Source organism: Acidovorax sp. A79 (assembly GCF_041154505.1).
Lineage (GTDB): Bacteria > Pseudomonadota > Gammaproteobacteria > Burkholderiales > Burkholderiaceae_C > Acidovorax.
The window spans coordinates 4,251,044-4,272,128 of record NZ_AP028672.1; the positions used below are offsets into that span (position 1 = coordinate 4,251,044).

General features: G+C 58.9%; 14 protein-coding genes. 12 read left to right on the forward strand and 2 right to left on the reverse strand.

The window, feature by feature from the left end; genetic code table 11:
* Positions 1-13: 13 nt before the first annotated feature.
* Positions 14-892 (reverse strand): alpha/beta fold hydrolase, encoded by an 879-nt coding sequence (locus tag ACAM51_RS19515; protein WP_369641598.1) that lies wholly within the window; start codon positions 890-892, stop codon positions 14-16.
* A 149-nt stretch (positions 893-1,041) separates the two neighbouring features.
* Between ACAM51_RS19515 and ACAM51_RS19520 the strand changes: the two genes are divergently transcribed.
* Positions 1,042-1,464, forward strand: coding sequence for a DUF1810 domain-containing protein (locus tag ACAM51_RS19520; protein WP_369643859.1), 423 nt, complete (start codon positions 1,042-1,044; stop codon positions 1,462-1,464).
* A gap of 474 nt (positions 1,465-1,938) precedes the next feature.
* Here the strand turns inward: ACAM51_RS19520 and ACAM51_RS19525 are convergent, their stop codons facing one another.
* On the reverse strand, positions 1,939-2,496 hold the full coding sequence (locus ACAM51_RS19525) for a PadR family transcriptional regulator (RefSeq protein WP_369641599.1): 558 nt from the start codon (positions 2,494-2,496) through the stop codon (positions 1,939-1,941).
* A gap of 143 nt (positions 2,497-2,639) precedes the next feature.
* Between ACAM51_RS19525 and ACAM51_RS19530 the strand changes: the two genes are divergently transcribed.
* The 11 genes from ACAM51_RS19530 to ACAM51_RS19580 all read left to right on the forward strand — a co-directional run bounded on the left by ACAM51_RS19530 (position 2,640) and on the right by ACAM51_RS19580 (position 21,040).
* The gene (locus ACAM51_RS19530) at positions 2,640-4,709 is read left to right on the forward strand and encodes an FAD-dependent oxidoreductase (protein WP_369641600.1); all 2,070 of its coding nucleotides are present in this window, start codon (positions 2,640-2,642) and stop codon (positions 4,707-4,709) included.
* A 28-nt stretch (positions 4,710-4,737) separates the two neighbouring features.
* Positions 4,738-5,178, forward strand: coding sequence for a nuclear transport factor 2 family protein (locus ACAM51_RS19535; protein ID WP_369641601.1), 441 nt, complete (start codon positions 4,738-4,740; stop codon positions 5,176-5,178).
* 35 nt (positions 5,179-5,213) lie between these two features.
* Positions 5,214-6,896, forward strand: a complete 1,683-nt coding sequence (locus ACAM51_RS19540) for an AMP-binding protein (protein ID WP_369641602.1) — start codon at positions 5,214-5,216, stop codon at positions 6,894-6,896.
* 305 nt (positions 6,897-7,201) lie between these two features.
* Entirely contained in the window at positions 7,202-8,848 is a 1,647-nt protein-coding gene (locus tag ACAM51_RS19545; protein WP_369641603.1) for a methyl-accepting chemotaxis protein, read from the forward strand.
* 1,132 nt (positions 8,849-9,980) lie between these two features.
* Positions 9,981-10,364 (forward strand): DUF2304 domain-containing protein, encoded by a 384-nt coding sequence (locus ACAM51_RS19550; protein WP_369641604.1) that lies wholly within the window; start codon positions 9,981-9,983, stop codon positions 10,362-10,364.
* Entirely contained in the window at positions 10,361-11,815 is a 1,455-nt protein-coding gene (locus ACAM51_RS19555; RefSeq protein ID WP_369641605.1) for a mannose-1-phosphate guanylyltransferase/mannose-6-phosphate isomerase, read from the forward strand. The genes ACAM51_RS19550 and ACAM51_RS19555 overlap by 4 nt, the downstream gene beginning before the upstream one ends.
* A gap of 25 nt (positions 11,816-11,840) precedes the next feature.
* Positions 11,841-12,611, forward strand: coding sequence for an ABC transporter permease (locus tag ACAM51_RS19560; RefSeq protein WP_369641606.1), 771 nt, complete (start codon positions 11,841-11,843; stop codon positions 12,609-12,611).
* Between the two features lie 3 nt (positions 12,612-12,614).
* Positions 12,615-13,880, forward strand: coding sequence for an ABC transporter ATP-binding protein (locus ACAM51_RS19565; protein WP_369641607.1), 1,266 nt, complete (start codon positions 12,615-12,617; stop codon positions 13,878-13,880).
* A 32-nt stretch (positions 13,881-13,912) separates the two neighbouring features.
* Positions 13,913-16,543 (forward strand): FkbM family methyltransferase, encoded by a 2,631-nt coding sequence (locus ACAM51_RS19570; RefSeq protein ID WP_369641608.1) that lies wholly within the window; start codon positions 13,913-13,915, stop codon positions 16,541-16,543.
* 23 nt (positions 16,544-16,566) lie between these two features.
* Positions 16,567-19,371 (forward strand): glycosyltransferase family 2 protein, encoded by a 2,805-nt coding sequence (locus ACAM51_RS19575; RefSeq protein WP_369641609.1) that lies wholly within the window; start codon positions 16,567-16,569, stop codon positions 19,369-19,371.
* Positions 19,372-19,408: 37 nt separating this feature from the next.
* Complete coding sequence (locus ACAM51_RS19580) at positions 19,409-21,040, forward strand: glycosyltransferase family 39 protein (protein WP_369641610.1); 1,632 nt, start codon at positions 19,409-19,411, stop codon at positions 21,038-21,040.
* Positions 21,041-21,085 lie beyond the last annotated feature (45 nt).

Sequence of the window (21,085 nt, forward strand, 5' to 3'; positions counted from 1 at the left end):
ACACCGCATCAGGCTACCCCACATGGGCACGCAGCCAGGCCACGATGTCGGCAGTCACCTCATCACGATTCGTCTCATTGAGGATTTCGTGGCGGGCAGCCGTGTACAGCTTGACTGTCACGTCGGTGATGCCTGCATCGCGGTAGCGCTGACCCAGCAGCTGAATCAGCGCACCGCCCCCCGCGAGCGGATCTGCGTCGCCAGAGGCAATGAAGATTGACAGGTCACTGCGGATACCTGCTAGCAGCGCTGGATCCGCCAGTCGGGAAGCCGGAGCGAACAGCGACGGGATCACATCGTCCGGCACATCCCACCCACACCACGGATCCGCTACATAGGCATCGACCTCCGCACCGTCCCGCGAAAGCCATTCGTATCCCGTACGGTGCTCAAAACCTGCGTTGAATGCCTCCAATCCTGCAGGCGCGTCTGCGGGAGCATTGGCCATAGCTGCGGCGAGCGCATCCAGCGCGGTTGAACCTGAGAGCAACACACCTGACCAGGTCGATGCGTGATCCAGGATCGCCGCCTGCGCCGCAAACGAACCCATCGAATGCCCAAACAGAAACAGCGGCAGGCCGGCGTGCTGCGTGCGCAGCAGCGCGCCGTACTGGGCCACATCGGCAATGAGCCCGCTGAAACCTGCGGCGCCAAAGTCCCCCAACCTGCCACCAGCGGTGCGCCCGTGCCCGCGATGATCCACGGCATGGACGATGAAGCCGGCAGCGTTCAAGGCCTTCGCAAAGCGGTCGTAGCGCTCGCCGTGCTCGGCTAGTCCGTGAGATATCTGCACGGCGCCCACGGGTTTGCCGGGGGTCTCGGCCCAGGTGTAGGTGATGACCGGGATGCCGTCTGCGCTAGACAGAAAGGAGGCGGATGTCGATGTGCTCATCGGGTCATTCTGGCATGGTGATCTGATCCAGGTGTTTCGGGCACATCACCTGCAGCCAGCCCTGGCTTTCCGTCATCATTCAACTGTTGTCTTCCGGTGAATTCATGGTCACCATTCACTTCCGCAAGACGAGCATCCACTGCCCGAACATGCCCCTTTCCCCTGTCCTCGACCGTTTCCTGCAAGCCCAGGATCCCGTCTGGCCCCGCGTGATCGCCGAACTGCGGGCGGGCAAGAAGCGCACGCACTGGATGTGGTTTGTGTTCCCGCAGATCAAGGGACTGGGGCATAGCGACGTGGCCCAGCGCTATGCCATCCAGTCGCTGGCCGAGGCGCAGGCCTACCTGGCGCATCCAGTGCTTGCCGGCCGGCTGCGCGAGTGCTGCCAGATCCTGCTGGGCCTGGGGACGTGCTCGGCGCTGGATGTGTTTGGCACGCCGGACGATCTCAAGCTGCGCTCCAGCATGACGCTGTTTGGCGAAGTTTCTGCGCCGGGCAGCGTGTTTCACGCCATGCTGCAAAAGTATTTCGACGGGTGCAAAGACCCGCGTACCATCGAATTTTTCGATTGAAAATGGCATCTACCGCTTGTCCCATAAGCGTTGTTTGCTATTGATTTTGAATATTGCTCCTCTCTTTCTGGAACATGTGTGGCGCGCGTACGCATCCGATAGCCCGCGGACAGCGGTTGCACGTTCCAGCGCTGCTGCACTGCCCCTCAAGCGCCCCTGGGCAAAAACAGCGCGAATAGCATGGCAATGGCACCAGGGCCGATGAGATACAGCACGCCCTGTCCGCCCCACGTCGTCTCTACCGCAAGGAAAGCAGCGCGCCGAGAATGGGGCCTTCCATGGTGCCGATCCCTCCCCGCCAGCGCCATGAAGATCATGTAGGCCGTCCACTGCGCGCTGAAATAGGTTTTGGGCGGAGACATGAGGACTCGGCATCTTGAATGCTCCGATGGCGTGGTGCTGCTTGGTGTGACTAGCTGGCGCTGGCACTGGGGTACGCCGGAGGCTGGTCATGGCGCTGCGAGTGACATGTGGTCACCGGGCAGAGGGCGTCGGAGGCGGGCGCGGTGTGCCGAGTATCTCCAGCGCCTCTCTCGCGATCGCCAGCGACAGCTCTTCCTGCAGGATGCCGGCCTTGAGCACCAGGTGCTGCAGGCGGCGCTCTCGGCTCGCATCCTTGCCCATGAAGTCGCGCTGTTCGATGCGCTGGTAGACGGCCAGCTTGTCCTCGTGCATGGCCTGCAGGCGGGCGATTTCCTTTTCCAGACCGGTGGGGCCGACGGCGGCCTCGGCGCGCAGGCGCACCATGAGTTCGTCGCGCAGGGGCGTGGGGTCCTGTTGCTCGGCGATCCAGCGGCGCAGTTCCTTGCGACCCGCGGGCAGCAGGCGGAACTGGCGCTTGCGGCCGCGGCCCGTCTCGGCCGGCAGGGCCTCGATCCACCGTGCTTCTTCGAGCCGCGCCAGCTCGCGGTAGATCTGCTGGTGCGTGGCGTGCCAGAAGTAGCCGATGGACTTGTCGAAGCGCTCGGCGAGTTCCGAGCCCGAGCAGGGGTGCTCGACCAGGGCGGTGAGAAGGGCGTGGGGCAGGGACATCGGAAGAGGGCGCCGGAGAAAGCTGCGTAGTTCGCCATCTTGCCTGAATCGGGACTGCTCTCCATTGTTTATGCAACCAGTTGCATAAATGCGTGATGCTGGCTATATTTGTGCAACTGGTTGCATAAACAAGGAGACCCCTGATGAACGCCGTCCCGAAACCTGCCCCGGCTCCACAGGCTGCTGGTAGCGGCAGTCCCTATCCCCACCTGCATGCCCCGCTGGACCTGGGCTTCACCACGCTCAGGAACCGCGTGCTCATGGGCTCCATGCACGTGGGGCTGGAGGAGGTGGCCAACGGCTTCGAGCGCATGGCGGCCTTCTATGCCGAGCGGGCGCGTGGCGAGGTGGGGCTTATCGTGACCGGCGGCATTGCGCCCAACGAGCGCGGCCGGCCCATGCAGGGCGGGGCCATGCTGGTCAACGAACACGAGGCCGGGCAGCACCGCAAGGTGACGCAGGCCGTGCACGCCGAGGGCGGCAAGATCGCCATGCAGATCCTGCACTTCGGCCGCTATGCCTACCACCGCGACCTGGTGGCCCCGAGCGCGCTGCGCGCACCCATCAACCCCCACGTGCCGCACGCGCTCACGGCGGAAGAGGTGGAGCAGACCATCGAGGACTTCGCGCGCTGCGCCGCTCTGGCCCAGCACGCGGGCTACGACGGGGTGGAGGTCATGGGCTCCGAGGGCTACCTGATCAACGAGTTCATCGCAGCGCGCAGCAACCACCGCGATGACGCATGGGGCGGCAGCTATGCCAATCGCATGCGCTTTCCGGTGGAGATCGTGCGGCGCACGCGCGAGCGGGTGGGGCCGAATTTCATCATCATCTACCGCCTGTCCATGGTCGACCTGGTGGAGGGCGGCTCCACGCTGGCCGAGGTGATACAGCTCGCCCAGGCCATCGAGGCGGTGGGCGCCACCATCCTCAACACCGGCATCGGCTGGCACGAGGCGCGCATCCCCACCATCGCCACCAAGGTGCCGCGCGCGGCCTACGCCTGGGTGACGAAGCAGGTGATGGGGCAGGTGGGCATACCGCTCATTACCTCCAATCGCATCAACACGCCCGAGGTGGCCGAGCGCCTGCTGGCCGAGGGTTGCGCCGACATGGTCTCGATGGCGCGGCCGCTGCTGGCCGATGCCGACTTCGTGCGCAAGGCGCGCCAGGGCCGGGCCGACGAGATCAACACCTGCATCGCCTGCAACCAGGCCTGCCTGGACCACACCTTCGGCGGCAAGATCACGAGCTGCCTGGTCAACCCCCGTGCCTGCCACGAGACGGAGCTGGTCATCGCGCCCACCGCCGCCAAGAAGCGCATCGCCGTGGTCGGCGCCGGCCCTGCGGGCCTGAGCTTTGCCGTCACCGCTGCGCAGCGTGGCCATGCGGTGGTGCTGTTCGATGCGGGCAGCGAGATCGGCGGCCAGCTCAACATCGCCAAGCAGGTGCCGGGCAAGGAAGAGTTCTACGAGACCCTGCGCTACTACCGCCGCCAGCTGGAGCTGCACGGCGTGGAGGTGCGCCTGAGCACCCGCGTGGCCGCGCAGGAACTGGCGGGCCAGGGCTATGACGAGGTGGTGGTGGCCACGGGCATCCGGCCGCGCACGCCCGACATCGACGGCATCACCCACCCCAAGGTGCTGAGCTACCTGGACGTGTTGCGCGACAAGCAGCCCGTGGGCCAGCGCGTGGCGGTGATCGGCGCGGGCGGCATCGGCTTCGACGTGGGCGAGTACCTCACGCACGAAGGCGAGAGCGGGGCCCTGGCGCCCGCCAAGTTCAATGACGAATGGGGCATCGACACCGCCTATGCCCAGGCCGGCGGCCTGCGCGCCGCCCAGGTGGAGGCGCCCGCGCGCCAGGTGCACCTGCTGCAGCGCAAGGCCAGCAAGGTGGGCGACCAGCTGGGCAAGACCACGGGCTGGATCCACCGCACCTCGCTCAAGGCGCGCAACGTGGGCATGAGCTCGGGCGTGGCCTACGAGCGCGTGGACGACGCCGGTCTGCACATCACCATCGACGGCCAGCCGCGCGTGCTCGATGTCGACCACATCGTGGTCTGTGCCGGCCAGGAGCCGCTGCGCGAACTGTACGACGTGCTGCTGGCCGCGGGCCAGAGCGCGCACCTCATCGGCGGTGCCGATGTGGCCGCCGAGCTCGACGCCAAGCGCGCCATCCTGCAGGGCACGACGCTTGCCGCCGCCATCTGATCCAACAACCTCACCCCAGGAGACATCCATGACCGAAGCCCCGAAGAACATCCACCCCGCCGTCGCCCGCTCGCTCGACACCTGGCACCACATGGTGGCCAGCCGCGACCTGTCGAACCTGCTGAGCATCGTGCACCCCGACGCGGTGTTCCGCTCGCCCATGGCGAACACGGCCTACACCTCGGCCCCGGCGCTGATGCTGGCCCTGTCCACCGTGATCCAGGTGTTCGAGGACTTCACCTACCACCGCCAGCTGGCCACCGACGACGGCCTGAGCATCGTGCTGGAGTTCAGCGCGCGCGTGGGCGACAAGCAGCTCAAGGGCATCGATCTGGTGCGCTTCAATGAAGAGGGGCAGATCACTGAGTTCGAAGTCATGGTGCGCCCCCTGAGCGGCCTGCAGGCGCTGGGTGCCAAAATGGGCGCGCGGCTGGGTGACAAGCTCCCAGCGTTCAAAGCCAAGGCCTGATGCGTTCATAAAAAGAAGAGACAGGAGACAAGCCCATGACCGCCACCGCCGCACCGCCAGCGTCCTCGCCCTGGGAAGGGTCCTACCCCGAGGCCCTGCGCAACTACCGGCTCGACCTGGCGGCACTGCCCGCCAACGCCGCGCACCTGGCCACGCAGGCCGCCACCGACCATGGGGACCAGCCCGCCTTCACCTTCGTGCTGCCCACGGGCGCCAACGTGGTGCGCAGCTTCAAGGAGATCGATGCGCTGTCGGACGCCTTTGCCGTCTGGCTGGTGCGCGAGCAGGAGTTGCAGGCGGGAGAGGTGCTCGCGCTGCAGATGCCCAACTGCCTGCACTACCCCATCGCGGTGTTCGGCGCGTGGAAGGCCGGGCTCATCGTGACCAACGCGAACCCGCTGTACACCGGGCGCGAGCTGCGCCTGCAGCTCGAAGACAGCGGTGCGAAGCTGCTGCTGGTGTGCGACCTGTTCCTGCCGGTGGCACAGCCTGTGGCCGAGGGCCTGGGCCTGCCCGTGCTCACGGCCAGCCTGTGGGACTTCTTTGAGGAACCTGTGGCATCGGCCATCCGCGCCAAGATGGCCGGGCCTGCGGACTCCACCGCGGCGCCGCTGCCGCGCATGGCCGACGCGCTGGTGCGCGGGCAGGCGCTGGAGCCCGTCGAACACCGCAGCCACCCCGTGGCGGTGTACCAGTACACGGGCGGCACCACCGGGCGCAGCAAGGGCGCAGTGATCACGCACGGCAACATCCTGGCCACCTTGCGCATCACGCGCGATTTCCTGGACGCCTACGATGGGCCGAAGCAGGGCGAGACCATGCTCACCGTGCTGCCCATGTACCACGTGTTCGCCTTCATGGTGAACTTCCTGGTGTTCTTCGAGGTCGGTGCACGCAACGTGCTGGTGCCCAACCCGCGCCCCATGTCCAACCTGCAAAAGACCTTCGAGCAGTTCGAGGTGCAGTGGACTGCCGGCGTGGACACGCTGTTCGCAGGCCTGCTGGCCGAGCCCTGGTTCCAGGCCAGGCCACCGAAGCTGCGCTACGCCTTCTCGGGTGGTACGGCCCTGCGTACGTCGACCGCGCAGGCCTGGCAGGCGGTGGTCTGCCCCATCCTGGAGGGCTACGGCATGACCGAGACATCGTGCATCGTCTCGTGCAACCCGCCCTCGGCTACGCCGCGCCTGGGCACCGTGGGCGTGCCCATGCCGGGCTGCCGGGTGCGCATCGTCGATGACCAGGGGCGCGATCTGCCTCAGGGCGAGCGCGGCGAGTTGCTGGTGCAGGGCCCGCAGGTGGTGGCCGGCTACCTGCATGCGCAGGAAGATAGTGCCAGCGCGATCCGGGACGGCTGGCTGCACACGGGCGACATTGCGCAGCTGGAGGAGGGCGGTTTCATCCGCATCGTCGACCGCAAGAAGGACATGATTCTGGTGTCCGGCTTCAACGTCTACCCGAACGAGGTGGAAGACGTGCTCGCGGCCCACACCGACATCGCCGAGGCCGCCGTCATCGGTGTGCCGGATGCTGGCACCGGCGAGGCCGTGCGCGCCTTCGTGGTCGCGCGCAACCCGGCGCTCACGCCCGAGGACGTGCAGCGCCACTGCCGCACCCAGCTCACGGCCTACAAGGTGCCACGCCAGATCGTTTTCCGCGAGCAACTCCCCAAGTCGCCGGTGGGAAAGATCCTCAGGGCGTCGCTGCGCGAAGAGGCCTGAAAGTGGTCTGAGCAACGGCCTGGTCTGCAGCGGTGAGGCCAGGCCGTGCAGCTGCCGAACAGTCGATGGAATGATGTTGGTGGTGCCAAGAACGATCAAGCCCTTGCGAGCAGTGGGGCGGGCCGAAGCGGTGATCCCCGGGGGAATGCCTTGTCCCCGGTGTGATCTATTTCTCCGCACATGGATCACGTGGCAGCGCAGTAATGAACCACTGAATCCATATTCCTCATCACAATAGCTGTTGTCTATTGACAAAATATTACAAATCTACTGACCATAACGCAGACGAACATTGGGGGACTGCGATGGGTTTTCAGAACATGACGATGCGGGCGAGGTTGGCACTGTCGTTTGGCTTGATGGTGGTGCTTATCGTGGTCCTGTCCGCGTTCGCCATCAAGGACATGAGCAGCGCCAAGACGCAATTTCATGACTTCGTGACCGGTATCGACGCACGGGCACATCTGGCCCAAGGAATACGGAGCGCCGTCGACGCGCGCGCCGTGGCCGCCCGGAACATGGTGCTGGCGACCAAGCCTGCAGAACGCGACGCGGAAAAGGCGGCTGTCGTCAAAGCCCACGAAGAGGTCCAAAAACGCCTGGCCCTGCTCAAACAGGCGGTAGAAGGCCCAGGCATTCCAGTCAACGTCAGGGCGCTGGTGGCCGAACTCGCAAAGATCGAGCAGTCATATGGGCCGGTGGCCCTGTCCATCATCGATTTGGCGATGGCCGACAAAAAGGACGAAGCCATTGCGAAAATCAATGACGAGTGCCGGCCGCTTCTCGCCGCCCTGATTGCCAAGACCGACGAGTACCAAAAGACAACCGATGAGCGCTCCAAACAGCTGGTGGATTCCTCCGAGGCCGATTTCGAATTCCAGCGCCGGCTCTTGATCGGCCTGGCATTGCTGGCCACCATGATGGCGGTGGCATGCGGGGTTGCCATCACCCGCGGAGTGCTGAGGGCCCTGGGTGCCGAGCCCGATGCACTGAGCAGTGCCGCCAGCAAGGTGGCGGGCGGCAACCTGTCCAGCATTGCGGGGGCGAGCGCAGCCCCCGGCGGCAGCGTGCTGGCATCGCTGAGTGCCATGCAGCAGAACCTGGCCAGCATCGTGAGCAAGGTACGGGGCGCCACCGACTCCATCTCCACCGGCACGAGCGAGATCGCCATGGGCAACGCAGACCTGAGCCAGCGCACCGAAGAGCAGGCCAGCGCTTTGCAGCAGACCGCCGCCACCATGGAAGAGTTCACCTCCACGATCCGCAACAACGCCGAGAACGCCAAGATGGCCGATCAGCTGGCCATCAGCGCATCCGCCGTGGCCACACGGGGCGGCGAGGTGGTCTCCAAGGTCGTCACCACCATGCGGGACATCAACGACAGCTCGCGCAAGATCTCGGACATCATCGGTGTGATCGATGGCATCGCCTTCCAGACCAATATCCTGGCGCTGAACGCTGCGGTAGAGGCAGCCCGCGCCGGCGAGCAGGGCCGAGGCTTTGCGGTGGTGGCCACCGAGGTGCGCAATCTCGCGCAGCGCAGCGCCAGCGCCGCCAAGGAGATCAAGGCGCTGATCAACGAAAGCGTGGAGAAGGTGTCCGTGGGCACGGGCCTGGTGGATCAAGCCGGGCAGACCATGGTCGAGGTTGTGGGCGCGATCAAGCGGGTGACGGACATCGTGGGCGAGATCAGCTCCGCCAGCTCCGAGCAGAGCACGGGCATTTCCCAGATCGGCCAGGCCGTCAACCAGATGGACCACGCCACGCAGCAGAACGCGGCACTGGTGGAGCAAAGCGCCGCCGCCGCCAAGAGCCTGGAGCTGCAGGCCCAGCAACTCACCGAAGCCGTGAGCACCTTCCAACTGGAGGATTCGCCTGTAGTTACGCCGGACCGTCCTTGGGCACGCTCCGTTCCCTGCGCCGTTCCGCGCGCGCTTCTCGACCAAGCTTAGGCGGCAGGAGGTGAGAGGTCGTTGTGACCGTTCAGCAAAGGCGCCTTGAGAGCCCGGGAGCCGCCACGCGCCCTGTCGCGAGGAATGGCCTCCTACTAAAACCTGGGCGCTTCATGTTGGCCCTCGCTGTGACGGCGCTTACTACATATCTGCGCTGAAGGATGACATGGGCATTCAATCGGACCGTCCGTAGCGTCCGCTCACCTCAACGCTCAGCGTCGCCTCTACCCCATGCAGTCGGTCTGTTAGTTACTGGACGCGGCAAAGCTGGGTGCCGAATCTCGCATAGAACCATGCGTGTGGCATCAGCACGTCGATGATCGAGAGATCGTTGGAGCCTGCGCACCGCGCTGGCGCAAAGGTATTTGAGGTCCGACAAACTGAGTTTTGCCCCGAGCGCGATGGGCTCTTCGCTTGGTACAAGAGCTGCGCTGCTTGAAACGGCGATCGGTTCGGGACGGTCATCGACTATAGGACACAGATCGTCCGATATGGCGATGGCTACACCTCTGCTCAACTCGAACGCTGAACTGAACTGAACTGAACTGAACTGAACTGAACTGAACTGCCTTGGCCGATATTTCCCAGGGCTGCGCCTGTGTCGGGATCGCTGCAACCTAGATGTTGATCGTTCCAGCCATGGGCAGCGCCCTGGCACCTCGTAGACTGAAATTTCTCTGTACAAATATGGCCCAGGCACAAAGGGGATTCAATTGGTCCTCTCGCAACATGGGGCGATGGCAGTCTGGAGGGCGAAACAAGCGAATGCGATTCCGGAGGCTTGCGAACCTGAACCAAACATTGTCTACGGGAAACCAGAAGGGAACCGGACACAATCTAAAGTCCAGTGGCGTGGAATCCTCGCGAACCAATCCAGAGTGGCACAGGTATCTAAACCTCTCTGTCGTGTGCTGCCAAAGGGCTCAAACAAATCAATGATTTACGTAAGGATCGAGACGAATGCGCGGTGGCGTTCCGCAGTAACGCAAGGCTCTACAATCGCCGCAGACCAAAACGCCCTGCGCATTTGCGACCGGGGCGCCTGCGATGTGGTGCCCCCTGACCCGGCCGCTCCGCACGCGATAGAACGGCACACGGTCTCGCATCCAAACCTGGAGGAGTAGTGAGCCCAATGGCACCCTTGCAAGTAACAACAGCACTCATGGGCACGGGTTTAGCCGTGCTGATTCTCTATCTAATACGCCGCGATCATCTTTACCTGATGCATGGCCTTAGCTGGGCCGTTGCAGCCGGGGTCGCGGCGGTGCTGGGAGCTTGGCCGGGCCTGATCGACCGCTTGGCCGGATGGGCCGGGTTTGGCTACCCGCCAGCGCTCTTGCTGCTTTTGGCCTGTGTGTTGCTGGTAGTCAAGGCCCTCCACGCCGACATGGTAAATACCCGCATTGAACGGGACATGCGCCGCTTGAACCAGCGACTCGCGCTGCTGGAGGCAGATAACGAAATCCTTCGCAATAGGGCGGCGACCGCAAGCCCCGCTGACATCATCGACCCATGACTTCTTATCACCTGCTCCCCGTCATCCTCTGTGGCGGTTCGGGTACCCGCTTGTGGCCACTCTCCCGTGAAACCTATCCCAAGCAATTCCTGGCACTGGGTGGCGACGGAGTTTCCATGTTGCAAGACACAGCAACACGTCTGGACGGCCTGGACTCCTCCATCCCGATGAAGCCACCACTTGTGGTGTGCAATAGCGCCCACCGCTTCTTGGCGGCCCAGCAATTGCAGGAAGCCGGTGTTGACGGCGCGCAGCTTGTGCTGGAGCCTGCCGGCCGCAACACAGCCCCTGCTTTGACCTTGGCCGCCTTCGCGGCCGATTCTCAGGCCATTTTGCTGGCCATGCCTGCAGATCACGTCGTCGCAAACGCAGGGAACCTGCACCAGGCCGTGAAAGAGGCTTGGCCGCTGGCACAGGACGGCGCGATGGTCACTTTTGGCATTGTGGCCGACCGCCCTGAAACTGGATACGGCTATATCCAGAAGGCACATCCCATCGTAGGTACTGGCGCGTTCTCCATCCAGAGCTTTGAAGAAAAACCCAGCCTTGAACTGGCTCATTCATACGTCGCCAGCGGCAACTACCTGTGGAACAGTGGCTTGTTCATGGTGCGAGCCGACCAATGGCTCAAGGCCATGGCGGCGTTGCAGCCTGCGATGTTTCAAGCCTGTCGCTCCGCCATGGAGCACAGCAGCCGGGACATGGACTTCATTCGTCCGCACAGTGAAACCTTTGCTGCTTGCCCGGCCGACTCCATCGACTACGCGGTCATGGAACATCTGCCGGGTCAGGAAGAACTAGACATGCCGGCTCGCGTGGTGCCGCTCGACGCTGGTTGGTCCGACTTGGGCGCTTGGGATGCGCTCTGGGACGTTTTGCCACGCGATGCCAGTGGAAACGCCCACGCCGGCCAAACCCTTGCGATCGACACCCGCGACAGCCTGTTGTTTTCCGAAACCTGCCTGGTGGCCACCGTGGGCGTGGATAACCTGGTGGTGGTGGCAACCGCCGATGCCATTTTGGTGGCGGACAAGCGCAAAACCCAGGACGTGAAAAAAATCGTGGCAGAGCTGAAAACGCAAAAGCGGAGCCTGGCTTCGACTCACCGCAAGGTGCACCGCCCGTGGGGCTGGTACGACAGCATCGACAGTGGCGAACGTTTTCAAGTCAAGCGCATCGTGGTTCATCCTGGCGCACAGCTCAGCCTGCAAATGCACCACCATCGGGCCGAGCACTGGATTGTGGTGAAGGGAACGGCGCAGGTCACCAATGGCGACAGGACCTTCTTGCTCGGCGAGAACGAATCCACGTTCATTCCTCTAGGCCATGTCCATCGCTTGGCAAATCCAGGCAAAGTGCCATTGGAAATTATTGAAGTGCAATCTGGAAGTTATCTGGCGGAAGATGACATTGTGCGGTTTGAAGACACCTATGGCCGGATTGCTGAATGATTGATAGACATCGCGAGATCAAAGCATGAAGCACGTAGGCCTGATTGCTGAATTGGTACGGCGTGAATTCTCCGGGCGCTATCAAGGATCGCTGGGGGGGGTGTTGTGGGTCCTGATCCATCCGCTGTTTCTGCTGTCCATCTACACCTTGGTTTTTGGTGTAGTGCTGAAAACCCGTTGGGACGGAGGAGGAGGAACCTTCGGTTATGCACTGTATGTTTTTGCGGGGTTGATAGTATTCAACGCATTTTCAGAGTGCTTGATAAAAGCGCCTGCGATGGTTGTGGGAAACCAGAATTTTGTGAAGAAGGTGGTTTTCCCTCTGGAAATTCTCCCCTTGGTGAGCGCTATCGTGGCACTGCTGCATGCGACCATTGGGATTGCTGTCTGGTTTCTGTGCTGCATGGTATTTTTTGGCATGCCAAAAATGACGGCACTCTTTTTTCCCATGATTTTTATTGCCATGCTCCCCCTGTTGCTGGGGATAGGTTGGATATTTTCCGCGCTGGGGGTAATGCTACGCGATACCGGGCAGATCGTTGGCATCATCAGTCATGTATTTTTGTTTGTTACCCCGATATTTTATTCTGCCGAAAGCATGCCTGAGCCATTGCGGTCGATTTTGATATGGAATCCACTCACACTGCTGGTGGGATGGATTCGTGATTTGCTTTTGATTGGGAATTTGCCTGGTGCTACCGGGATTTTTATTTATATGGCCTTCAGCATCGCTTTTGCATACGGCTCGCTCTATTTTTTTAGGCGGGTCCGCCCCTTGTTTGCTGATTTGCTCTAGATCATGAATAACGCTGTCATCTCAGTCCGGGGCGTGAGCAAGTGCTATCCAGTCTTCGATTCAGCCCGCTCCAGAGTGCTGCATACGCTGTGGCCAAAGTATGAACGGGGCGTCAGGGAGCATTGGGCTCTGCGCGACATTAATTTTGAAGTCCAAAAGGGAGAGTCCGTCGCCATCATCGGCCGAAATGGAGGGGGTAAAAGCACACTGCTTGAAATCCTGACAGGCACCCTGAAGCCGACGACGGGCTCGGTGAGCGTTCGTGGACGGGTTTCTGCCTTGCTGGAGCTGGGCAGTGGCTTCAATCCAGAGTATTCAGGTCGTGACAATGTGCTGCTGAATGGCCTGCTGCTTGGCTTGTCGCGCCAAGAGATCGTGGACCGATTTTCTGAAATCGAGGAATTCGCTGAAATCGGGGATGCCATCGACCGCCCGGTGAAAACATATTCCAGCGGCATGATGATGCGCCTTGCCTTTTCCGTGCAGGTGCTGTGCGATCCCGACATTCTGATCGTCGACGAGGCCTTGAGTGTCGGGGACTTCTTCTTCCAGCAAAAATGCTTCAACCGCCTGCGGGAGATGCGCGACCGGGGGCTTACTCTTTTGTTCGTTTCCCATGACATGGGTACGGTTCGCGACCTGTGCCAAAGGGCCGTCTATCTGCGCAAGGGCGCGCAAATCTATGCTGGAGACGCGCAGGTGGCCATCCGGCGCTATTTTGCGGAAGGGGCGGACGTGCATGCTGCAATTTCCAGCGCCAAGTCTTTCAATTCAGACAGTGTATTTCCGCAACTGGCACAAGACATTGCTTGGTCACGGCCCGTGGCATCGGGAAAACCTCTCTTCGCTGTGCGCGTGCTGGATGCAAACGACTGCGATACGGTCGTGGCGCGTCTGGGCGATACGATCCGGATACGGGCCTATTTCCAGGGCGGCGGAGATATCGAGCGGCTGCGCGTGGCTCTCGTGCTCAAGAACCGCTACGACCAGATCATTAATGCCACGCATTCCAGAAGGCTGGGTTTCGATAACATTGTCTCGACGGAGCGTGACTGGTCTGCATTTGATTTCGAGATGGATTTACGCCTCGAAGCCGGATTGTATTCAATCCAAGTCAGGCTGGCTTCCGAATCCCAGGTCCCGAACCAAGGTGTTGAGCTGGACTCGACGGGCTGGTTTGGCCCACTCGAGGTTCGCTGGGACTATGAGAACGAACCAGCGCCATTCCTGGGAATGTTTGGGTTGCCGGTGCGCGGGGCACTGGTCTGAAAATAAATTTCAAATAGCGAAGAGAACTCTGCATGAAAATACTCATCTGCGGCATGCCGCGCTCGATGACCACTTGGGCATTCAATGCCGTGCACGAGATATTGGCCGATCAGCATTTGAAAACGGTTTGGATAGATCCCAGCGACACAGCAGCCGAAGAACAGTTCGCCACCGCTGAGGAAAATATTCTCGCTAAATGCCATCACTACAGCGAAACGCTCGCTGATGCTGCCGATTGTATTATTTACTCTTACCGAGATATCCGCACGGCGGCGGTAAGCTATTTTCGCAAGTTTTCGTCCGACTGTGACCTTGGTCAACTGAATGCCTGGGTGCAGGCTGGTTCGGCCTGGATGAGGGTGGCCGATGCTGTCTTGCGCTACGAGCAGGTCGAGCGCAATCCTGAAAATGCCATGCAACAGCTAAGGCAATTGCTGGGCAAGAAATACGGCACCGAAGTGTTGTCCCTCGACAGTGATGAGGTCTTGCTGTCCCGCATCGATGCCAGCTTCGTTCAGCGGCAGGCTGTCGAGAGCATTGACTACGACGCCCAGACCATGATCTTGCCAGCGCACCGGACCTTCCAGCCGGCGCCTGATGATTTGAACGCAGCAGAAAAGACTTTGTACCAGCGCATCGAGCGCGAATTCACGCCCTGGCTCGCCGAGCACTTCTATATGCAGCAGGAGGACCATGGACAAGCTCTTGACTATCGACTGGCCGCTCATGTGATGTCGCGGCTTGCCGGACCCGTTGTCATAGACGTTGGTGTGGAGCGCGGTTCCTTCATCGATCTTGCTTTGGGCGCCGGGGCCGAGCGTGTGATTGCCTTCGAGGCGCTTCCTCGGCATGTGGAGCACTTGCGTGAGCGCTTTGCCCGTGAGACCCGTGTCGAGGTGCGAGCCCAAGCGGCTTCCGAGCGGTCTGGCAAAGCCGTTTTCCACATTGCCATCGACCCTGAAGGTCGCGAGCTCGACTATCACCACACCCTGGCGGACTTGGGCGACTCCACGACGGTTGTGCGCAGTGCGCGCGCCATCGAAGTGGAAACCGTTGCATTGGGTGGCCTTGTGGCCGACAAGCAGCTACCGGGGGTGATTGATTTCCTGAAAGTTGACACTGATGGGCACGATCTTGCGGTGCTGCTCGGCTTGGGAGGGTTGCGTCCACGCTTCATTCTGGCCGAGTACTGGGATACCTTGCCCGAGACCAGTGGCCGAAATCTATATACGCTTGCTGATCTGCACGCCTGGGCTACCGAACGCGGTTACGGCCATTCAGTGGTAATCCGTCGCAATGGACGTTTTGAATCGCTGGAATGGGATGCCCCCTGGACGCAAGCCGGGGATTGGGGCAACGTGCTTTTTATTCGCGATGCCGCAGATCTGGCGATGGTGAGAGGTGCCGTTGGACGGCTGGCTCCCCAGGTTCAGGTACGCAACCAGACCTATCTTGCTACTCTCATCAAGGAATGCGAGGCCAAGGAAGCCGTGATACGGCGGCTTGACAACGAACTCAAGGCATTTCTAGGCCAGCGGCAAGCAGTCGAGGAGATTGAGTCGGAGGAACAAGCGTTGCTCAGGACCTTGGAGGGTCTGTCTGCGGCCTCCCAATCTGACCAAGAATCCACATCCCGCGAGGTATTGGCAGCGCAGCTTATTCGCAAGGAAATTGTGATTCGAAAACAGGCCCGCGCGCTTGCCGCTTACCGTGTCGCATTTCCTCCCCTGTCGCCGTTCCTGCGCTCTATCGGTTTTGTCGGTCGCCATCTACGGGCGGCCCTGCGGCCCCGTCTAGGCCATCTCATCCAGCATCTGCCCCGGCAACTTGGATTACCCAAACCGTACGTCAGTAGTCTGCCGGCAGGGGATTTGCCGTCCATATCGATGGTCACGCCATCTTTTCAGCAGGCCCACTTCATTGGCCGGACGCTTGATAGCGTACTTGGCCAGAACTATCCCAAGCTCGAGTACTTCGTGCAGGATGGCGGCTCGACGGATGGCACTGCCGAGGTGCTTCGGTCCTATGGTGATCGCCTCACCGGCTGGGTGTCGAAAAGGGACGCGGGCCAGTCTCAGGCCATCAATCTTGGCTTTGCCTGTACCGGTGGCGACGTCATGGGGTGGCTCAATTCCGACGACTTGCTCATGCCGGGCGCCCTTCATCGCGTCGGAGAGTTTTTTGCTCAGCATCCTGAGGTGGATGTGGTCTATGGACATCGCATCCTGATTGATGAGGAAGACCGCGAAATCGGTCGCTGGGTGCTACCCGCTCACGACGATAACGTGCTCTCCTGGGCCGACTTCATTCCGCAGGAAACACTGTTCTGGCGGCGCACGATCTGGGAAAAGAGCGGCGGTCAGATTGACGAGAGTTTTCGTTTCGCCATGGACTGGGATCTGCTGCTGCGTTTTCGCGGCGCCGGAGCGCGCATGGTGCGCTTGCCGAATTTCCTGGGTGCCTTTCGCATCCATGCAGCGCAGAAAACGTCTGCACAGATCAACGAAGTCGGCATGGAGGAGATGGCCCGGCTGCGCAAGCGTGCCTTGGGGCAGGACGTGACCTGGTCACAGACGCACCGCGCCCTCCTGCCTTACCTGATAAAGCATGTTAATCATGACATCGCTTATCGGATGAAAAGGGTGTTGGGGGTAAAAAAATGAAAAATACCTTTTTGTAGGCGGATATGCCTTCTCAAAAAATATGCGCGATGGGGGGAGCAACCCGTATTTCTGTGATCATTCCGCTCGAGTATCATCGCGGGCTTGCGGTGGATTGCATACGGGGCTGGGTGTCGAGCCAAGATTATCCTCGAGAGCTATATCGGGTGCTTATTGGAGCTCCGGCCGACTTCGACCGTGGTGAGCTTCAGGAAGTCCGCACGCTTTTGGGAGGCGGAGACTTGCTTCTAGAACTTGATCAGGGCCATGATATGACCTTGATTGAAGACGTGGCTCGTCATGCTGACACCGATCTGTTGTTGTTCTCGGAGTCGCATTGCATTCCGGAACCGGACGCCTTGAGTTATCTGGTCGGCGTGGCTCAGGAGCGGTCCGATTGGGCTGCATTCAGTGCGCCAACCCATGGCCTTACCAGCAATCTGCTATCACGCATTGAGTGCGATATCTACAGCAAGGACATCCGTGGCAAGCTCCAGTCCCATGACTGGCTTCGGGTGCTGGATCAGTGCTTTGTGATCAGGCGAGAGGCCTACGATGCCGTAGGCGGGTTTCGTGGAGAGTTTGGGCATTTTGCGGAGTGGCTTTTTGCCGCAACCATGAAGACCCAGGGCCTGAAACTGGGTGTTGCCGAACGTGCGGTGGTGAAGCATGGTTATATCGGGGAATATGACGACCTTGAAGCCTTCACTGTCGATTTTGCATATGGCCAGATTAAGTACCTGTACGAACATTCAGAGGAACCTGCTGCCACCCTCTTTCCATCGATTCCTGAACTGGACGCACTGCTTGAACAAACGAAAGACGAGCATATCCGGCTGATGTCGTATCCGGCCAAGGACAAGGCGCAGATACTTTGGCTGGGGCTCCGGAAAATCCTTCACAGAGACCCCGTTGGCTCGCTTGGCCCGTATCTCGCATGGGCCTCCAAGTGCCGCGCCCTGTCGCACTCGGGCTCCAAGGAGCGCTTGGAGGATGCGGTCAAGGCTGCCTCTGAAGCGAAGGCGCAGCTGGATCAGGCAATAGCAAACGAAGACTCGATAGCCGCACATCATCTTTTTGTCGAATGGTTTTCCAGGCTGGTGCAAAAAGGACGGTATTCATATCTCGCTGAGCGTCATGCGGTAATATCGAAGCACACTATTGTTCGGCCCAGCGATTTCGCCCGGTATGGCGAGTGGCGTGCAGCCGGAGGATTTTCACCTGCGCGAGTTTTCGGGACCCATGATGCCGAGGGCACTGAACAAGGAACGATACGCTGGACGCTTCCCTGCTTTCAAATCATCCTGCCACTACATGCGGGAGAAGGCCGGAGAGTAGTCCTTGAATGGAGCACTGCACGACCACTGAATCCGACAGAGCTAGTGCGGATTCGCTTGAATGGTAAAAATTTACCCCGCTCTGCAATCAGCGTACAGCCCACCCGTCTGTTGATCGATGTCGAGGTCGATGTTTCTGGGTGGCATGAAATAGCTGTCAGTGTTTATCCTTTTCAGGGCGCGAAGGATGGCCGACTTTTCGGTTTGCCGCTGAAATTGGTGAACTGGCTGTCGGTAGATCAGACCGTGACGCGCGAGCAGCCAGGTGATGTCTCGCGTTATTTTTTGCATGTCACCAAATGCGGTGGCACTACTGCCGCTATTTTGACTGCAAATGGATACGCAGCGGATGAATGTTTTGCACCTTATTCTGGCGCATATGAGCCGGCAGATTTTCTATTGCACCCCTGGTCTGCGCATCGTGTACCATTTTATTCCGGACATTTTGCATGGACGATAGCTGCAGCTTTTCCACCAGGCGACACACGTGTCGCAACGATGCTTCGACATCCGATAGATCGGTTACTGTCGATGTACCATTACTTTCAGCAGCGCAATCGTATTAATAGAGGGCCGAGTTTTGAAGAGTGGATTCGCGCAGAAATTCGCTTCCAAAATACGATGGTTCGGCATTTCATCGCGGACACCAGCGATGACGAACACACTGGCGCGGAGGCCGTTTCTGTGCGTGCCAAGGCCGCGTTGGCAGAGGCCTGCAAAAATCTGCGTCAATGCGTGGCCGTCGGATTGACGGAAGAGATGGAGGACAGCGTCAATCTGATGGCTCATGAGCTGGGCTTCCTGCCCCCGGAGGCCACTGGGCGTTTTAATGCGACCGAGTCACGTGCCGATATTTCCAGCGTAGATCCTGCTTTTCTTGCACAACTTGAAGAATGGTTTGCACCGGATTTTGCACTTTATGCTGAGGCGCAGGCTATATTTAAAGAAAATCGGGCCGCGCTTCATGCTGAAATTCTCGGCAACCTACCAACGCCTAGTACATCACAAGTACGTATGGAGCTTCGTCAGCGATACATGAAGAAGCTCCGTGCCGAAGCTGATATTCAACGTGAAAGCAAGGAATACCGTTGGACCGCGATGGATGTTTTTCACGGCGAAAACCTCCATGCGAGAGAGCAGGACCATGAATATATCCTGCGCTGGACAGCGCCAGGGGTTGCCACCAAATTCTATCTTCCCATTCAGCGCTCGGGGGTCTGGAAGCTGGAATTGGAGCTGCATCCGGCTATGGACTCTGAAAAGATCGACAAATGCAAGCTCACTATGGATGGCACCTTGTTACCAAGCCTGACTCATCAGAAAACGGAAGGACGGCGAATCACCTTGGCGACGAGGGTCGTTTTTGACAAGGGTTTGAGAGATGCAGGCGATGTGCCGGAACTGGCCATCGAAGTGCCTGTGTCGCGTGGTAGGAATGAATTTCGTGAAATCGGGATACCACTGCTTGGAATTAGATTGATCCCTGAAGTTTGACGGTGTGTTGCTTTTAATTCTGATTGAATAGTATCCAATGAATGTTTTGAATATAAACCGTCCGTCAATCGTTTCTATAAAATTTTTGATAATTTTATCTATTTTATATACGTGCTTTTCGGTTAACTTTTCCATTCAATATGGCCGTCTATCAACTGCCATAGGGTACGATGATATCGTTTATTTCAATGATGGCTTGACGCGACTACGCATATTCTATGAGAGAGGTATATCGGATTTCTTACTGGATCTGGGTAAGAATCCACCGCACTCACCGTTTTCTACATTGCTTGCGGCAATTGGATTTGCGATTTTTGGGGTTCATGACTGGGCGCCCTATATTGCAAATACCGCTGTTGTCTTTGTCATGCTCCTGCTTGTAAGGCATATTTCACGTAGCATGCGCTTCCCTGCACAGGTCGCCATTTTATTCTTTGCCTTGGCGCCATATTTTGTAATGGCCACTGTGCTGGAATTCCGCCCAGACCTTCCGGCGGGACTTTTTGGGGCGATAGCTATTTTTATTGCTGTAACGAAGCCAATTACAGAGATGTCATTTCGTGATCGACTGTTTTTGGGGGGCTTGTTTGCATTGGCTTTACTGACCAAGCCAACCGCGTCTATTTTTGTTGTCGTGATGATGCTGGCGTCCTTGAGTTTTGCTGTATACCGCAGCAGTTACGCTGCATCTCACCGCACAACTGTCTTGTCTGCAATGTTTTTGGCGGTGCAATGCCTCTTGATATCGCTTGTTTTGGCTTTGCCATATTATTATGCGAATTGGGATCATTTGACGCGATATGTGAGTGACGCTACTGGCAGCGATATTTGGGTCTATTCAAAAGACTGGGGCGTTAAGCTGTGGATGTACTTGACGGGAGTTTATGGTAGTCGGTTGCTGGGGGGCTATCTGTATGTTTATGCTGTTGCAGTTGTCTTGTTTGGCGGTGTGCTGGTATTTTATGGAAAAAAGGATTCGGTAAAAGTTTTGGCTGGCTTGGTGGTCATGACTTTTTTGGCGTGGTTTGCACCAACTTATTTGGGAATGGGGAATCCATTTTTCGCCGCAACATTTTATTATCTATTTTTGTTTGCAGTGATTTATGGATTTGTAGAGGCTTTTGGCTTGATTGAGAAATCTATAAAGGCTCATCACTATGTCTATGCCTTTGGTGCAGCTGTGATAGCTTTTGTTCTATCGCTGAACTACGCGACGACGCAGGTATCTTTCCCCAGAGAGAAGCCATCGCATAGTGATGATTCCTTGAGAGTTTCGCAGGATATTTTTCAAGCGCTGGAAGATGATATTTCGCTGAAAAATCCCCGGCTGGTGACTGTATATTATACGGTCACCGGGTATGTTAATAATGACTTGTTTTCTTATTACTTTAATAAAAAGAATAGAAAAATTGTATTGCAAGGGTTGTTTGCCATAGAATCAGATGAGCAAGAATGGGTGCGACTGCTTGAAATGTCTGACTATATTGTTGCCTGTGAGCCTGGTACGGGGGGGGTTGCCAATGAGAGCTTTCCCTCAGGGAAATTGCTTGATAAATCAATGGCGTTGGTTCGATCGAGGAATGACTTTGTGGAAATAAAATCCGTAAAAATGGCTACTGGAGCTAAATACTATTTGTTTAAGCGAATTGGTAAAGCTGGTGTGGTTTGAGGATTTTATCTGTGGAGCGCGGTCATTTCGTTCTCAAACTGAAAA

Coding starts and splice junctions, on each gene's coding strand:
- ACAM51_RS19515 (WP_369641598.1), bottom strand. CDS start 892: ATGAGCACATCGACATCCGCCTCCTTTCTGTCTAGCGCAGACGGCATC.
- ACAM51_RS19520 (WP_369643859.1), top strand. CDS start 1,042: ATGCCCCTTTCCCCTGTCCTCGACCGTTTCCTGCAAGCCCAGGATCCC.
- ACAM51_RS19525 (WP_369641599.1), bottom strand. CDS start 2,496: ATGTCCCTGCCCCACGCCCTTCTCACCGCCCTGGTCGAGCACCCCTGC.
- ACAM51_RS19530 (WP_369641600.1), top strand. CDS start 2,640: ATGAACGCCGTCCCGAAACCTGCCCCGGCTCCACAGGCTGCTGGTAGC.
- ACAM51_RS19535 (WP_369641601.1), top strand. CDS start 4,738: ATGACCGAAGCCCCGAAGAACATCCACCCCGCCGTCGCCCGCTCGCTC.
- ACAM51_RS19540 (WP_369641602.1), top strand. CDS start 5,214: ATGACCGCCACCGCCGCACCGCCAGCGTCCTCGCCCTGGGAAGGGTCC.
- ACAM51_RS19545 (WP_369641603.1), top strand. CDS start 7,202: ATGGGTTTTCAGAACATGACGATGCGGGCGAGGTTGGCACTGTCGTTT.
- ACAM51_RS19550 (WP_369641604.1), top strand. CDS start 9,981: ATGGCACCCTTGCAAGTAACAACAGCACTCATGGGCACGGGTTTAGCC.
- ACAM51_RS19555 (WP_369641605.1), top strand. CDS start 10,361: ATGACTTCTTATCACCTGCTCCCCGTCATCCTCTGTGGCGGTTCGGGT.
- ACAM51_RS19560 (WP_369641606.1), top strand. CDS start 11,841: ATGAAGCACGTAGGCCTGATTGCTGAATTGGTACGGCGTGAATTCTCC.
- ACAM51_RS19565 (WP_369641607.1), top strand. CDS start 12,615: ATGAATAACGCTGTCATCTCAGTCCGGGGCGTGAGCAAGTGCTATCCA.
- ACAM51_RS19570 (WP_369641608.1), top strand. CDS start 13,913: ATGAAAATACTCATCTGCGGCATGCCGCGCTCGATGACCACTTGGGCA.
- ACAM51_RS19575 (WP_369641609.1), top strand. CDS start 16,567: ATGCCTTCTCAAAAAATATGCGCGATGGGGGGAGCAACCCGTATTTCT.
- ACAM51_RS19580 (WP_369641610.1), top strand. CDS start 19,409: ATGAATGTTTTGAATATAAACCGTCCGTCAATCGTTTCTATAAAATTT.